This is a genomic window from Leptospira kmetyi serovar Malaysia str. Bejo-Iso9, from assembly GCF_000243735.2.
GTDB classification, from domain to species: domain Bacteria; phylum Spirochaetota; class Leptospiria; order Leptospirales; family Leptospiraceae; genus Leptospira; species Leptospira kmetyi.
Map to the genome: position 1 here is coordinate 581,622 of NZ_AHMP02000003.1, position 15,417 is coordinate 597,038.

General features: G+C 45.0%; 15 protein-coding genes and 1 tRNA gene. 6 read left to right on the forward strand and 10 right to left on the reverse strand.

Annotated elements, in window-relative coordinates; translation table 11 throughout:
* Nucleotides 1–79: 79 nt before the first annotated feature.
* Nucleotides 80–733 carry a DedA family protein gene (locus LEP1GSC052_RS05105; protein ID WP_010574747.1) on the reverse strand — a complete coding sequence of 218 codons (654 nt, stop codon included), beginning with the start codon at nucleotides 731–733 and terminating at the stop codon, nucleotides 80–82.
* A gap of 9 nt (nucleotides 734–742) precedes the next feature.
* Between LEP1GSC052_RS05105 and LEP1GSC052_RS05110 the strand changes: the two genes are divergently transcribed.
* From LEP1GSC052_RS05110 to LEP1GSC052_RS05130, 5 genes are read left to right on the forward strand one after another with little or no spacing between them, the layout of a single operon-like run.
* Complete coding sequence (locus LEP1GSC052_RS05110) at nucleotides 743–1,273, forward strand: hypothetical protein (RefSeq protein ID WP_240631088.1); 531 nt, start codon at nucleotides 743–745, stop codon at nucleotides 1,271–1,273.
* Between the two features lie 4 nt (nucleotides 1,274–1,277).
* Entirely contained in the window at nucleotides 1,278–2,411 is a 1,134-nt protein-coding gene (locus LEP1GSC052_RS05115; RefSeq protein ID WP_010574749.1) for an AI-2E family transporter, read from the forward strand.
* Nucleotides 2,412–2,414: 3 nt separating this feature from the next.
* Nucleotides 2,415–3,683 (forward strand): exodeoxyribonuclease VII large subunit, encoded by a 1,269-nt coding sequence (gene xseA / locus LEP1GSC052_RS05120; protein WP_010574750.1) that lies wholly within the window; start codon nucleotides 2,415–2,417, stop codon nucleotides 3,681–3,683.
* 1 nt (nucleotide 3,684) lies between these two features.
* Complete coding sequence (locus LEP1GSC052_RS05125; RefSeq protein ID WP_010574751.1) at nucleotides 3,685–4,005, forward strand: exodeoxyribonuclease VII small subunit; 321 nt, start codon at nucleotides 3,685–3,687, stop codon at nucleotides 4,003–4,005.
* 18 nt (nucleotides 4,006–4,023) lie between these two features.
* Nucleotides 4,024–4,398: a DUF4180 domain-containing protein gene (locus LEP1GSC052_RS05130; RefSeq protein ID WP_010574752.1), complete on the forward strand. Its 375-nt coding sequence runs from the start codon at nucleotides 4,024–4,026 to the stop codon at nucleotides 4,396–4,398.
* A 366-nt stretch (nucleotides 4,399–4,764) separates the two neighbouring features.
* Here the strand turns inward: LEP1GSC052_RS05130 and LEP1GSC052_RS05135 are convergent.
* Nucleotides 4,765–4,840 (reverse strand) — tRNA-Asn (locus tag LEP1GSC052_RS05135).
* A 211-nt stretch (nucleotides 4,841–5,051) separates the two neighbouring features.
* Between LEP1GSC052_RS05135 and LEP1GSC052_RS05140 the strand changes: the two genes are divergently transcribed.
* Complete coding sequence (locus LEP1GSC052_RS05140; protein WP_010574753.1) at nucleotides 5,052–8,657, forward strand: vitamin B12-dependent ribonucleotide reductase; 3,606 nt, start codon at nucleotides 5,052–5,054, stop codon at nucleotides 8,655–8,657.
* A gap of 311 nt (nucleotides 8,658–8,968) precedes the next feature.
* Here LEP1GSC052_RS05140 and gspN read toward each other — a convergent pair whose 3' ends face one another.
* The 8 genes from gspN to gspG are packed head-to-tail and all read right to left on the reverse strand — an operon-like array spanning nucleotide 8,969 to nucleotide 15,413.
* Nucleotides 8,969–9,892 (reverse strand): type II secretion system protein GspN, encoded by a 924-nt coding sequence (gspN, locus tag LEP1GSC052_RS05145; RefSeq protein WP_010574754.1) that lies wholly within the window; start codon nucleotides 9,890–9,892, stop codon nucleotides 8,969–8,971.
* A complete protein-coding gene (locus LEP1GSC052_RS05150; protein WP_010574755.1) occupies nucleotides 9,889–10,416 on the reverse strand; it encodes a hypothetical protein in 528 nt (175 codons plus the stop codon). The genes gspN and LEP1GSC052_RS05150 overlap by 4 nt, the downstream gene beginning before the upstream one ends.
* A gap of 5 nt (nucleotides 10,417–10,421) precedes the next feature.
* Nucleotides 10,422–12,047, reverse strand: coding sequence for a cell division protein FtsA (pilM, locus tag LEP1GSC052_RS05155; RefSeq protein WP_010574756.1), 1,626 nt, complete (start codon nucleotides 12,045–12,047; stop codon nucleotides 10,422–10,424).
* Nucleotides 12,048–12,053: 6 nt separating this feature from the next.
* Nucleotides 12,054–13,190 (reverse strand): type II secretion system minor pseudopilin, encoded by a 1,137-nt coding sequence (locus tag LEP1GSC052_RS05160; RefSeq protein ID WP_010574757.1) that lies wholly within the window; start codon nucleotides 13,188–13,190, stop codon nucleotides 12,054–12,056.
* Complete coding sequence (locus tag LEP1GSC052_RS05165; protein ID WP_010574758.1) at nucleotides 13,153–13,797, reverse strand: type II secretion system protein GspJ; 645 nt, start codon at nucleotides 13,795–13,797, stop codon at nucleotides 13,153–13,155. Before LEP1GSC052_RS05165 ends, LEP1GSC052_RS05160 begins: the two co-directional genes overlap by 38 nt.
* 22 nt (nucleotides 13,798–13,819) lie before the next feature.
* A complete protein-coding gene (locus LEP1GSC052_RS05170; protein ID WP_010574759.1) occupies nucleotides 13,820–14,371 on the reverse strand; it encodes a type II secretion system protein in 552 nt (183 codons plus the stop codon).
* Nucleotides 14,346–14,915, reverse strand: coding sequence for a pilus assembly FimT family protein (locus tag LEP1GSC052_RS05175; protein ID WP_010574760.1), 570 nt, complete (start codon nucleotides 14,913–14,915; stop codon nucleotides 14,346–14,348). The genes LEP1GSC052_RS05170 and LEP1GSC052_RS05175 overlap by 26 nt, the downstream gene beginning before the upstream one ends.
* A 21-nt stretch (nucleotides 14,916–14,936) precedes the next feature.
* On the reverse strand, nucleotides 14,937–15,413 hold the full coding sequence (gene gspG / locus LEP1GSC052_RS05180) for a type II secretion system major pseudopilin GspG (protein ID WP_010574761.1): 477 nt from the start codon (nucleotides 15,411–15,413) through the stop codon (nucleotides 14,937–14,939).
* Nucleotides 15,414–15,417 lie beyond the last annotated feature (4 nt).

Here is a 15,417-nt window from a genome sequence, read left to right on the forward strand (position 1 = left end):
CGATTGTCGCTCTTTTGTGCTTGGCTGGCGATTCTTGTTTTGCAGTTTGCGGTTCGTATTAACGATGCGGTCTTTTGTTTTACCGAGAATTGGCGGCTTTGGCCGCTTTTGTTTTTTGTCTTCGGTGCCAAAAAAACAGAATCGCAATCAGCGCGATGAGAGTGACGATGATTCTATTATAAATTTCTAAAAAGCCCAGAACGTCTTCCCAATGCGAACCGAGATAGAAACCGGAGCCGATTAAAATTCCGCACCAAAGAATCACCGCTCCCGTAAACACTCCGAAAAAAAGAATCGGATTCATCTTTACCATTCCGGCGACGATCGAAACAAAAAACCGAATTCCCGCCGAAAACCGACTGAACAAAACGACTACGATCGAATTTCTTTGAAACCAGGATAACGTCTTGTCGATCGATTCTTCGTCGTAGAGCGAATCCTTAAACGGAAATTCCTTTTTTTGGATCCATTGCAGAAAAACTTCTCCGAAACGATACATGATCCAGGCCCCGAATAAGTTTCCCGCCAAGGTGCTTGTTACCAGCTCCACCCAACCGAAAGAATGTAGATTTCTCGCCACGAGAAAACCGCCGAACACGGTGATCGTATCTCCGGGCCAAGGAGGAAAAACGTTTTCCGCAAAGTTGGAAAAGGCGAAAAAGAGCCAGAGAAAAATCGGGTCCGTTTCGGAAAGACGGTTGAGAATTTGGATCAGCGTTTCCTGAAAAGTCATGAAGTATGAATAAAAGAATTGTCAGTGATCGACCATAGGGTTCAAGTAAAAAAAGTGAACCCTACTCGTTTCCATTCTTTCCATCGTTTGACCCTCGGCCTGGCCGTATCTTTCCTGTTTTTTTGTATCACCGCATCCGCGTTCGGCGACACGCCGAATTCGAAAAAAACGGAATTGTATCGTTACAATAAACTCACCTTACAAAACAATCCGGTTCGAAACCCGAGATCGCTTCCGATCGAATTTGTTCCCGAAGGTTCGGATCTGATTTATTCCACCGAACTCAAATCGGAACGAGGATATTTCGATACGAAGGAATCCTTTCTTCTTTTTACGCACGTATTCCAAAAGAAACAAATGGAAGTGTATTACGCTTCGATTTTTAAATCCCTTTATTGGAAGGTTTTGCAGGAAGAAATCACGGATTCCAAAACCGTGATTATGGCCGAAAGCCAAAACAAAAAAGTGGTCACGATTCAAATCGAAGCCGTGGATATCGGAAGCAGAATCAAACTGTTTTATAAAAAATCGGGAAACTAAGTCCATGCTCGAGCCTGTTCATCATTCGAATCCGGAACCCGGAAAATATACGTTTTTGATTTTTTTCTCGATTCTATTTATCTTTGCGATCGGAGTTTTTTTTCTCGTATTTCGGCCTTATTTGTATTCTTCCTTGATGGCCTTGATCTTATATCTCGCGACTCGAAGACAACACAAACTTTTGAAAGGATATTTGGGCGAAAAGTTTCAATGGCTCGTACCTTGGATCATGATCACGCTCGTATCGATGATCGTTTTGATTCCTTCGTACTTCGTGATCCGCACGTTGATCGGGGAAGCGCTTTCCATTCTTTTTAAACTGAGAATTTCGTTAAGCGAAGACAAGGTCATCGAAACCCTGATGAACTTCGCGATGCTCACCGATTTCATCACGGACAACGAATTCTTCTGGGTCAAGGTTCCCGAGATCTACGGAGAATTTGCGGAGAACTACGTCGACATTCTGAACTTGGACAGCATCTACGGAATTTTGAGCAACGCGTCTTCGTTTATCTTGGGAAACATAGAATTGCCGACCGGGATTTTGATGAATTTGTTCTTCGCACTTTTGGTTTTGTTCTTTCTGTATCAGGACGGGAAAAAAGTGGAACGATTCATTTTGGACAATCTTCCCTTTTCCAGACAACTCGAGGAACAAGTGGGAAGAAAGGTTACTTCCGCGGTGCAAACCGTGATTCGAGGAAATCTAATCATTTCGATTCTGCAAGGAACTGCGATTTATATTCTTCTTTTGATCGCCGGAATTTCGAGTCCGTTTTTATACGCGAGCTTGGCGGCGTTCTTTTCGATCATTCCGGTTGTCGGAACATCCGTGGTTTGGCTTCCGATCGGACTTTACATTCTCTTTTTGGAAAACAATCCGATGATGGCCGTTTTTTTTATGGGAAGCGGACTTTTCTTTTATCTCGCTCTGGAGAATTTCGTAAAACCGAGAATGCTCGATAAAAAACTGCAGGTGCATCCGCTTTTGATTTTTCTTTCCCTCATCGGAGGAATCAAAGAATTCGGAATCATGGGACTCGTGGTTGGGCCCGTCGCGGTCACGTTAGTCGTCATTCTTTGGGATTTTTGGAAACTCTACCGCAGAGAACTCATCTTGAGCAAGGGACATCGATAGACATTGGAAGATTCCAAACCTCTTTCCGTTTCGGAAGTCACGAGGATTCTTAAAAACATCATCACCGGATCCAAAGACTTAAAGAATATTTGGGTTCGGGGAGAAATCTCCAATTACAGCAAGGCGAGTTCCGGTCATATCTACTTTTCCCTAAAAGACTCGGGATCGTTGATCCGTTGCACTTTTTTCAACTATTCCAATAAGAATTACTCTGGAAAACCCCTTTCGGACGGAAAGGAAATCCAGGTTTACGGAACGGTCACCTTGTATGAGGCCGGAGGTTCTTACAATCTGAACGTAAGCCGAGTGGAAGAATTGGGTCAGGGAGATATTCTTCTTCAGATCGAAAGACTCAAACAAAAGCTCGCGGCGGAAGGAATTTTCGATCCGGAAAGAAAAAGGAGAATTCCTTCCTTTCCGAAAACCTTGGGAATCGCAACCTCGCCTTCCGGCGCGGCCATCGAAGATATTATAAAAATTGCACGTTCCCGTTTTCCGGGAATCAACATTCTCATCGCTCCTTGTGTGGTTCAAGGCGAGGACGCGCCCGATTCCATCACGGCCGCGATCGAAGAACTGAACAAACCCGCTTGGGAAGTGGACGTGATCATAGCGGGCCGAGGCGGAGGAAGTTTCGAGGATCTTATGGCGTTTAACGACGAAAAGGTGGTTCGGGCTTATGCGAATTCCAGGGTTCCGATCATTTCCGCCGTGGGTCACCAGACCGACGTTTTGTTAAGCGACTTCGCCGCCGATTTTGCGACTCCGACGCCGACCGCCGCGGCGGAACACGCGATTCCCAAAGAAGAGGACGTTCTTCAGTTTTTATCCCAATTGGAAGGAAGACTTAGAACGTCGCTTCTCGCGCGGGTTTCCTCGAGCAAGGATCGGCTGAGACTTTTATCCGGAAAGTTCATCTTTAAGGAACCGATGCAACTCCTCAACCAAAGAAGCCAAAGAGTCGACGAACTCGGAATCCGTCTGCAAAAGGCGGTTTCGAACAAGATGGATTTGGCCAAGGTGAGATTGGAACGATACGACAATCTTACATCAAAGATTCGTAATATTCTTTTTAACAAAAAACAAAAGGCGGAATTTTGGACCTCCAAGGTGGAGGACTTATCCCCGTCCGCTACGATGAAACGCGGATATTCCATTCTCAGGAATCAAAAAGGAAAAATCATACGATCTCCGGAAGAAACGAAGCCGGAAGAAGAATTGCAGGTTTTGCTTTCCGGCGGAACGATGCAGGTGATCAGAAAAGGAAGATAAGATGGCAGAATCAAAATCAAAAATTTCATTCGAAGAAGCGTTGATGGAACTCGAACAAATCGCGGAAAAACTCGAGCGCCAGGATTTCAGTTTGGAAGAATCCCTCAAAGCCTATGAACGAGGAATGGAACTCAAAAAAATCTGCCAAGGAATTTTAGATACTGCGGAAGGAAAGATCGAAGCCTTGACCAAAGACGAAAACAAAAAAACGGTCAAGGCGGGTTTTAAGGGAGAATCCAAATCGGAATCCAAGAATAGTTCCTCTTCTTCGTCGGCGTCGTCCGCAACGTCATCTTCTTCCGAGGAAGAGGATTTATTTTAAGAATCGATCTTTATTACGATGGAATCGGAACATACTCAAAACTGGGAAGAATTGGAAACAAAAAAAGGAACGATCGCGATTCTAAACGATCCACGGGTTCGAATCCCGGATGCAAATTCTTTTTTAGAACTTCTTTTTTCTGCGGCTCAAGATACGATCGTACTTTCCAAACTGAACTTTCCGGATTCTTTTTATGAATTAAAAACTGGAATCGCGGGGGAGATTCTCCAGAAGCTCAGCAATTACAAAAGAAGAATGATCGTTCTCGGAGATTTTTCCGGAATCGAATCGAAGAGCCTAAACGACTTTTTGTATGAATGCAACAAAAACGGGAAGATCGTTTTTACGGATCGTTTGGAGAACGCGATCGATTTGTTGAAAGAAATTCATTGATTTTGAATATTCTAAATTTTGAATTTACTTTCGATTTGTCCTTTTGTTCTCGGCTTAAAACTTCGTTTTCAAATGCGCTTTGAAATCCGCCCTAACTCCGATTTTGGAATCGATACACCCTGCTCTCTTTCTTCCGACCACCGCAAAGTGCAAGGGATCAAATGATAAAATCAATCTAAAGAAAATGAGTTCGGGAGTTGGAGAAGAGTGAGGCGGTTTTTGAGGGGAAATTTTGAACCTTCCGGTGCGATTTTTTTGAAAACACTACACAGAAATTGAGTTTTTTTCCGAACTTTCTTGTAAGAGAATGTCTAACAAAAACCAAAAGGAGAGAAAATCGAGATTTAGGCTGAAGAGACAAAAAGGTGGCTCCCCCTGCTGGGCTCGAACCAGCGACCCAGTGATTAACAGTCACTTGCTCTACCGACTGAGCTAAAGGGGAGTATCCTCGGTAGTTAGGCCTATATTTTCAAAAAGGGGTAAGAGCGCAACCTTAATTTGTCGCATTGGGATGCGTTTTTACAACTTTTTAGAGGAAAAATTTCGAATTGTCGGAAGAGGAAGAGCGAAAAAAAGCTATGGATCATTTTTCCTCTTTCTTAGAGTGACATAATCCCTTCTTACTAGTCTTAACGGAGTCTGAGAGCAAATTTATGAAGCTAAACCGTCATTTTACCGTCGCCCAAAATGGTGAAACGTCCACAATTCAGTGGGCAAAACGAAATTCCCGGATTTCCAATCCGGATGGATCTAAAGTTTTTGAGGCTAACAATATCCTCGTCCCCGAGGGTTGGTCCCAGGTCGCTGTGGACATCCTGGCTCAGAAATATTTCCGGAGAAAAGGAATTCCTAAGTATCTGAAAAAGGTTCAAGAGGAAGGAATTCCCGAGTGGCTTCAAAAATCGGTTCCTGATACAGAAAAATTGGAATCCTTAAAGCCGGAAGATCGTTTCGGCGGCGAGACGAGCGCACTCGAAGTCTTTCATAGACTTGCTGGTTGTTGGACGTACTGGGGATATAAATATAAATACTTCTCCGATGAAGAAAGCGCGAAAGTTTTCTACGATGAAATCGTGTATATGCTCGCGACTCAAATGTCTGCTCCGAATTCTCCCCAGTGGTTTAACACCGGTTTAAACTGGGCTTACGGAATCGACGGAAAATCCCAAGGTCACTACTACGTTGATCCGGCCACCGGAAAGTTGGTTAAATCCGCTTCCGCGTATGAACATCCGCAACCGCACGCATGTTTTATCCAAAGCGTGGACGATGATCTCGTCAACGACGGCGGTATCATGGATCTTTGGGTGCGTGAAGCGCGTCTTTTTAAATACGGTTCCGGAACCGGAACCAACTTCTCCAATTTAAGAGGAGAAAACGAACCTCTTTCCGGCGGAGGAAAAAGCTCCGGTCTGATGAGTTTCTTAAAGATCGGCGATCGCGCCGCAGGTGCGATCAAATCCGGTGGAACGACTCGTCGTGCCGCTAAGATGGTTTGTCTCGACGTCGATCATCCCGATATCGAAAGTTTTATCGATTGGAAAGTGACCGAGGAGAAAAAAGTAGCTTCTCTGGTTACCGGTTCGATGCTCAACAACCGTCATCTCAACGCGATCATGTCCGCTTGTTACGAGATGGAAACCGAAGATCGTTTCGATCCGAAGAAGAATTCTTCCTTAAAGAAAACCATTCTGGAAGCGAAGAAGGTTCTCATTCCGGACAACTACATTAAACGTGTGATCGATCTTGCGAAACAAGGTTACAAAGAAATTCTTTTTGAAGAATTGACCACCGATTGGCAGTCCGACGCTTACAATACCGTTTCCGGTCAGAACAGCAATAACTCGGTTCGCTTAACAAATGAGTTCATGACCGCGGTGGAACAAGACCAACCTTGGAATTTGTATTTCAGAACCGAAAAGGAAAGAGCGAAAGCGGAAGGACGTAAGGCGAAACCTTCTCAAACTCTTCGTGCGAGAGAACTCTGGGAAAAAATTTCCTACGCGGCTTGGGCGAGCGCCGATCCCGGAACTCAATATCATACCACCATCAACGAATGGCATACTTGTCCGGAAGACGGTGCGATCAACGCGTCGAACCCCTGCTCCGAATATATGTTCTTGGATAACACCGCTTGTAACCTCGCATCCGCGAACTTACAAAAATTCGTAAATCTTGAAACGTTGAACTTCGACGTGGAAGGTTTCCGTTATCTTTGCAGACTTTGGACGATCGTTCTCGAAATTTCCGTTACCATGGCTCAATTTCCTTCCAAGGAAATCGCGGAACTTTCCTACAAGTTCCGTACTTTAGGACTCGGTTACGCGAACCTCGGTTCCGTTCTGATGATTCTCGGGATTCCTTACGATTCTCAAGAAGCGATGGCGATTACCGGCGCGATTTCTTCCATCATGCACATGACCGCTTACGCGACTTCCGCAGAGATGGCAAAAGAACAAGGTCCGTTTGCGGGTTATGCGAAGAATAAAAAACATATGCTTCGTGTGATTCGTAACCACAGAAGAGCGGCATACAACGCTCCTTCCGGCGACTACGAAGGTTTAACGATTACTCCTGTGGGAATCAATCCCGCGTTCTGCCCTTCTTATATGCTCAAAGCGGCTCAAGAAGACGCGGATCTTGCGTTGGAACTCGGTGAAAAATACGGTTATAGAAACGCTCAAGTTACCGTAATCGCTCCTACCGGAACGATCGGTCTCGTGATGGATTGTGATACTACCGGTATCGAGCCCGACTTCGCACTCGTTAAGTTCAAAAAACTTGCGGGCGGCGGTTACTTCAAAATCATCAATCAATCCGTTCCTTACGGTTTGAAAAAACTCGGTTATTCTCCTTCCGAAATCGAAGCGATCGTGAACTATTGCAAAGGTCACGCGACTTTGAACGGAGCGCCGATCGTCAACACGCAAGCGTTGAAAGAAAAAGGATTCACGAACGAGATTCTCGAAAAAGTGGAAGCGTCCCTTCCGCTCGCGTTCGACATCAACTTCGCGTTCAACAAGTTCAACCTTGGGGAAGACTTCTTAACCAGAAACTTGGGAATCGCTAAGGAAGTTTTCGACGTCCCCGGATTCTCCCTTCTGGAATACTTAGGTTTTACCAAAGAAGAAATCAACAAAGCGAACGACTACGTTTGCGGAACGATGACGATCGAAAACGCTCCTTTCTTAAAAGAGAAGGATTATCCGGTTTTCGATTGTGCGAACAAATGCGGTAAGTATGGAAAGAGATTCCTTTCCTACGAATCTCATATCCGCACGATGGCGGCGGCTCAACCTTTTATCAGCGGCGCGATTTCCAAAACGATCAATCTTCCCGAAGACGCGGTCGTGGAAGACATTAAAAACGCTTATTTCCTTTCTTGGAAGATGATGATCAAAGCGAACGCCCTTTACAGAGACGGTTCTAAACTTTCTCAACCTCTCAATTCCGTATTAGAACTTTTGAATGGAATCGAAGTGGATGAGCAGGACGAAGTGAGAGAAGCGATGATCTCCAAGGATCCGGTTCAAATTGCGGAGAAGGTAATCACAAAATACATCTCTCACAGAAGAAAACTTCCGAGCAGAAGAGCGGGTTATACTCAGAAGGCGATCGTAGGCGGTCACAAGGTTTATTTAAGAACCGGCGAATACGAAGACGGTCAGATCGGAGAAATCTTTATCGATATGCACAAGGAAGGAGCGGCGTTTAGAAGTTTGATGAACGCGTTCGCGATTTCCGTTTCTCTCGGATTGCAACACGGTGTTCCTTTGGAAGAATACGTGGATGCGTTTACGTTCTTCAAGTTCGAGCCGAACGGAATCGTTTCCGGAAACAAACATATCAAGATGAGCACTTCCGTAATCGATTACATCTTCAGAGAATTGGCGATCACCTATCTCGGAAGATACGATCTCGGACAGGTCGCTCCGGAAGATTTGAGAGGAGACGAGATCGGTTCTAAACGCGCGACTGCGGAATCGAATCACCGTGACACTGTAAGTCCGACGGCTACCGCAACCGCGGTGGCGGATGTCGCTCCAAAGAAGGAAGTGGAAACGATTTCCTATTCTCAGATGATTTCCAAAGAAAGAACTACGGCTCCTACCGGACTCGCTCTTTTGGAAGAAGTCAAACTCGCAAAGATCAAGGGATACACCGGTGATTCTTGTTCCGAGTGCGGTTCTTTTGAGATGGTGAGAAACGGTTCTTGCCTCAAGTGTATGTCCTGCGGCGCGACCACGGGATGTTCCTGATCGTATAAGAATTCCGATCTAAAATCATCTCGGATCGTATGCCCGAACCGGAAAAACTCCGTTCGGGCATTTTTATGTACGTTTGTAGTGAGTTTTCGGTTAGGGTTTTGATTGAATCTTATATGTGGTTTTTTTTATTCTTTTGCGAATCTGTTAGAATCTTAAATTACGCCGTTTTTGATTTCGTATTTTATCAACGCGTTATGCACTTTCTCATAAACAAATCAAATATTTCTATAGAGAATTTTATTTCGGTATTTCAAGAAAACAGAATATTGAAAAAACTTAATTCTTTTGAGTATGTATTCGAATCAAGGAGCGATTGGCGCCGGCGGTCCGGTAAGGCCGGGGATTTTCACTTCCGGTTTTCCCACGGTTCCCAAAACGGGAATACATTTGCTACTGCTTTGTTTTTCCAACAAGGTCAACATATCTTGAATGTCCTGTCTTTCTAACGCGAAATTGCGATCCAGTTCGAGACAAATTCTAAGATTCAATTGCGAAAAGGACATGTTTTCGGAAAGACGGATATTTCCGGTAATATCGAAACGAGCGATCGACGTGTCTAACGTGAAATCGTTGAAGATCAAGTTTCCACCTTGAAGAACAACCTTGGTCAAAAACTTTTTGATCGTAATGTTCTTTAATTCTCCCAAAAGAGGAATTTCTGGAAGTTCCTGAATCATTCCGGAATTGTTTCCCGCGGGAATTTCAAGATCCAGGCTTCCGTTCATTCTTGCGAGGCCCTGATCCAGATTTTCGATCTTACCCTGTCCTTCGAAATTCCGAATCTTAGCGAGAGGTCCGTTTTCGGTGTCGATCTTTAAGGAAACCAATTTGAACTTTCCGTCGAATTTTCGTTTCATTAAACCGAAGAATGAGGTCTTCAAAACCGCCTCTTCCGTTTTGATTTTCAGGTTCGAAGGGGTCGTAACTTCGAGAGTATCCAGAGTCACGTTTCCTAAAACGGAAATGCTCAGGTCTCGAAAATTGATGATGGTCCCCGTTTGCGAGGAGGAAGAATTTAACGAACTGCGTACGATTTCGTCTAACGGAAAAAGCCAGATCGTAAAGATCAGAAAGGAAAAAACTCCCGTCGCGATGAGGATCAGCTTTTGTTTGAGGGTGAAGCGCGGAAGCGTTTCTTCCTCTTCTTCCTGGAGTTCGAGCGTGAGGAATTCCTCCTCTTCGGGAGTAAGGGCCGTTTCTTCCTGGAGTTCTTCTTCTTTTTTCATCGTTTGTTCCCCGTGGCTCGGCTGTAAGTCGACAACTTTACGTTTACGTCATAGACTTCTTTTCCCTGAAACGGCTTTCTAAAATTCAGATACTCCACTCTTGCGTTGATCATCTTATTCTTTTCGATGTCGTAGATCAGACGAAAGACGTTGTCCAAGGTGACCGATCTAAAATTGATATCGATCGTGATCCGGTTGTATTTCTTATCTTCGATCGAATTGGAATCCTTCATCGTCGAAATTTTTTCCTTCAATCCGTATCGTACGAAAATTTCGTCGAGTTTCGCGTAGATCGCGCTTACGTCGGTTTCTCCTCCGGAAGAATCCAAGGATCTAAAATCGTTGAACTCTTGTATGATTTTATCCAATTTCACGGGCGCGGTTCTCGAATCCTGAACCCTTTCCGTTAAACCTTGACGGAGCGTAACGACTTTTCGAATCGCCATAAATACGATCAAAAGAAGAATCGCCCCGATTCCTCCGAGTACGATGAGCCTTTCTCTGGGTTCTAATTTTTCAAGCATGACGATTAAAAAGACTCCTCGGAAGAGATCGGTTTATTGACCACCTTCATCGTAATCGTAAAGGAAACCTTATACGCTTTTACTCCCTGCATCAATCTTTTGTTCGTGACTTCTATGTCCTTAAACATGGGAGATTTTTCCAAGGATCTTTGAACGACTCCGATTTCGCTGAACTCGTTGACCCTACCTCCGATCTTCACAAGATCCTGATCGTAATCGAATTGATCCAATTGAAAGGGTTGCATATCCGAGGAAGGAAAGTTCATGGAAAGTTCGAAAAGAATGTCGAGAATGCTCGGCTTACTTAAGTAGAGTCTGTAAATCTCCGTTTTTTTCTTTTCGTCGTTCTTTAGTTTTCCTGCATATTCTAATATATCCACGTCTTCGGGGGCGGATCTTCCGAAACCTCTTTGGAATTTTTCGGCGAGCATTTTGTCGCTCGCGCTGAGTTTTCTTTTGTCGATTACGATTCCGACAAAAAATACGGTGACCAGGATAAATAAAGAAATCCCGGAAAAAATCAGATGAGGTCTGAATTGGTCGAAGTTAAGAATATTCTTATTGATTCGTTTAACGTGAGGCGTATCGATAAAATCGATCTTGTCTTTTTTCGGGAAACCGAAATGATAACCCATCCCGAAACAAGTCGAGAAAGTGTCTCCGTCCAAGGGAAGGAAATCGTAACGACGCGTAATCAAACCGAGAGAATCTCCGAAAACGGATTCGATTCCTCGAACCTTACTTCCTCCGCCGGAAAGATACAAGACCTCGGGTCTTTCGGTCTCGTTCATCGATACGATACTTCTATGAATTTCGGAGGAAAGTTTTTCCGCGAACTTGGAGGCGCTTTGAAACGCCTTTTTGATATCGGCCACTTTCAGTTTGAATTCTTTTGCGAAAAGATTGAGCCCGTCTTCTTCGCCGGAAAAAGGTTCGAATTGAAGAGAGAGTTTGATCGCTTCCGCTTTTTCAAAAGGGATCTTCAGATCGCCAGCGATCATCTCGGTGAGCGTGTCCCCGCCCATCGAAATATATCTCGTGTGTGCGACTTTTCCTTCGCTGAGAATGTTGAGAATGGTGACTCTTCCGCCTATGTCGGCTTGTGCACAATTCTTATACGTGATTTCCTTGTTCGTATGTTCGGGTACGACCGAAGAAAGGCTGACCGAGTCCACGAACAAACCGCGAAATACGATGTTGCTTCCCAAAAACGGAGAAGTGATAAAATCCAATTCGCTGTGGTGCGCGGAATACGCGATGACGTCCGATTTTTCCTGATCGATTCTCCAGATACTTCCGGTTACCTCGACGGTCTCCATCGGAAACGGGATTCTATTTTCGACTTCGAAAGGAATCACTTCGCGGATCGCTTTGACGGTGGTTAGGGGAATATGAAGTTCTCGTACGAAAAGACGATCCAAGGGAAGATTCAAAACGATGCTCGTTTCACCCGGAAAATACGAGTTGATAAAACGGAGAATATTGTGTCTGTATTCGTCCTCTTCTCCATGGGAGATGCTCATGATTTCGGAACGAAGAATGCTTAACTTTCCGAGAACCTTTTGGAAGAGAACTCCTTTGATCGTGCTCGTTCCGTAGTCGATTGCGAGAAATTGATCGTAAATAAACATCTGTTTTTAATCTTCCATGTAATAGAGCATTTGGTTGTTTGTCAGATCGAAAATTCCGGTGATACGGCGGATCGTTTTGCCGACCTGACCGACCGCGACGATTCGAAAGACTTCTCCTTTGGTTTTGACTCGACCGCCGGAGACATCCGTTCCTTCCCCTGCGAGTTCCTTATAAAGAGTCAAACCGCCCGCAGTGGGAATTTGGAATTCCTGAAATTTCTCGATGTCCTTCAGTTCTTTGATAAAACCGCCCTGCTCCAATTTGAATTTGAGAATTCTCATGGCGGCCTGTTTTGTCATGAAATCGGATAAAGACATCAAAACAAAATATGGCGCCGCGTTCAAGTTGATTCTATCGTCCGAGTTTTGTCCCGCCGGAATGTACGCCGTCAAATTGTTCGCTAAGACGAAATCGCTGTCTCCGATCAGGGCCTTTTCCTCGTCCGATTGAAACGCCTTGGAATACTTTTGATCGAAATCGGCCGGCTTCAAGGAACCGTAAACCGTTTCCCGATCGAACCCTTTGATCGAAACGAGCTCGGAAAGAGAATACATAAAGGAATTCTTATTCTTTCTCGGAGGTTTTAGGGAAGAATAATATAGATCCTCCGCGCCGCCCCCGGTTTCTTGAAGATCGGTATCCATCCAGTCGAAGATCGGAAAAATTTTCTCGCGTTTGATTCCGAGTTTATCGAAAAGTCTCGCGACCATTTCCACCGTGCGGAGATTCTGTTGATTGTCGTCCGGGTTCAAGAGAGAATTCAAATTGATCTTCCCGTCTTCGGAACTGATCTTATAAAAGATCGTTCCCCCGCCCATCGGCAAAGGCGGCGGGTTTAACGCGATCCCGCTTTTATAAAGATATTCTTCCGGAATTTTTTTCAAAGCGCCGAGCGCACCTTGAAAACCGGCCTTCGCAAGAAGAAGGGCCCTGAATCCGTCCGCGTCCGCTTGTGCGATTCTTCTTTCACCTAAGGAACGTTCGCCGAATTCCGTGGCGGTATAAAACGAAGCGGTTCCGATCGCCATCACAAGGATCACGACCATAAAACCTTGTCTGGATCTGCGGAAAAATTTTCGCTTTAAGAACGAATCGTTTCGATTTTTACTTAAAAAGAATTCCCGGGAACGCGAGCGTTTCATAACGGACCTCCTTTTTTCCAGAGTTTACGATCACCTCGATTCGGATCAATCTCGGAAGAACCTTGGTGAGTTTGGAATCCCATTCGTCTTCCCACTTCGCTCCGGTTCTCGAATACTTGAGCTGAAAACTTTTGACGTGCGTCAACAACGTGTATTCCGTTCCGCCGGATTTCGGATAACGGTCGACCATTTCGTCCTCTCTTCGGATCAATTGATAATAATCCGGTACGTCGGGCATGGGTTTGAGATAAAAGGAAACCTCCCGAACCTCGGGCATGGAAGTTTCCTCCGAGTTCGGGTGTGTTGCGGCGAAATCGAGACGATCCTTGCGATCGAGCCCTCGTCCGTCGTTTCTTCCGATAAAGATCAATCTTCGTTGCGTTTGATGAAAGTAACTCATCGCGATCGTACTTCGGATATTCTCCATTGCGAGAAGAATATCCCGTTTGGCCGCGCCGCCGGGAGAAGAGGATTCCCTGGAAATTCGAAGCGCGGTGTAATAGGTGGAAAAAATTCCCGTAAAAATCACGCCCAAAATCATCACCACGATCGAAATTTCGATCAGAGTGAATCCTTTTCGTAGAAAATGAAGTTTGCGGGTATTCATTATAATTTTTGAATATTCTAAATTAATATTGCGCCGACTTGAACGTTTCGGCGGTGTAGGCTTCGGTTCCGCTTCCCGTCGGATATTTGATCGTCACCTTGATTCTGAAAACGCGGATGATTCCCGCGGTGGACGAACCTTGGTTCGCTTGCCCCGATCTTCTCATGATCAGTTTGTTCATTTCGGAATCCCTTCCGCCCAGAAGATCCTCCGGTTTTTGACCTTCCTTTCCGGCGAGTTTGAGAAGATCCATATCCTCCTCGCCGATCACGGTTTCAAAGCTGTAACCCGGATAACCCGGAATTTCCCCCGTGGTTCTATCGGATTGAAGTACGGAAACGGAATCGATCTGCGCCATCTTGATCTTCGCGAGGTGAACCGCGTTCGAAATCACGGCCGCCATTCTCTGTTGTTTGATTCCGTTCGAGATCACCATATACGTATAAGTCATCGCGATTCCGGCTAACGCTAACGCGATCGAAACTTCGATCAGGTTGAATCCTTTTCGAAAAGATCGCGTCTTACCCAAACTTCGGAAAAAACGAATTTTACGGTTGTTGCTGTTCGTTTTCATCCTGGTCTTTCCAATTCTTATCGGTCGCTAAGTTCGAAGAAGTGTGAAACTGTTCCCCTTCCAATACGGAAACTTTGCCGCCGTAACGATATAAAATCAAGGTTCTATAAATCGACGGATCGTTTCCTAAATGAACGCTGTAATCGGCGGCGATCCCGAGATAGGTGTAAGGAACCTTAATGATTCCTTTCGTATAACGAAAACCGCGAATGTCGGTTATGTCGATGATTTCGGATGTGTAAGGAAGTTTCTGAGGTTTAAAGATCAAAACCTCTTTGAGTCCGCTTTCGTCGCGCATCAGTTTTTTGACGCTATACGTATCGTTGTCTATGTCCAATTCCAAAACCATCGTCGTATTGGTAAGAATGGATTTTCGATAACAGAATTCTGCGGCTTGTTTTAAGGTCTGAGCCGCGTCGCTTCCCGATGGAATGATGAAGTTTGCGGCGGTACTTGCAAGAATGCTAATCAACCCAGCGAGTATCGCGATCACAACGATTAACTCGATCAGGGTAAATCCTTTCCGGATATTCTTAACTTTCATAACCGGAAAGGAGGGAAAAAATTATTTTCTACGGAAGTCGGATGGATATTCGTCTTCGTTGAGGATGTTAAAGTCAGCATTCTTCCCTTCCCCGCCTTCTTTTTTATCCTTTCCAAGGGTAACGAGTTGAACGTCGCCGTTCGCGTCTCTTTTGAGTTTATAAGCGCTTCCCCAAGGATCGTTGATCGCCGCTTTTTTGGTGAGAATCGGCTTCCAGTCTTCCGGAACTTCTCCGGTAGTCGGTTTTTCAACGAGCGCTTCCAGACCTTGTTCGTCGGACGGATATGTTCCGTAACGTTGCGCGTATCTTTCCAGATGGGATTGAAGTTCGTAAGCGTCTTTTTTCAGTTTGAGAGCGGCGGTATCGTCGCTGATTTCACCCGGACGAAAGTTGGAATAAACCAGAGCGATCAAAGCTCCTAAGATGATCACAACAACCGCGAGTTCGATCAGCGTAAGACCCTTTCTGTATTTTCTTTTTAATTTGGACAGATTCAATTGA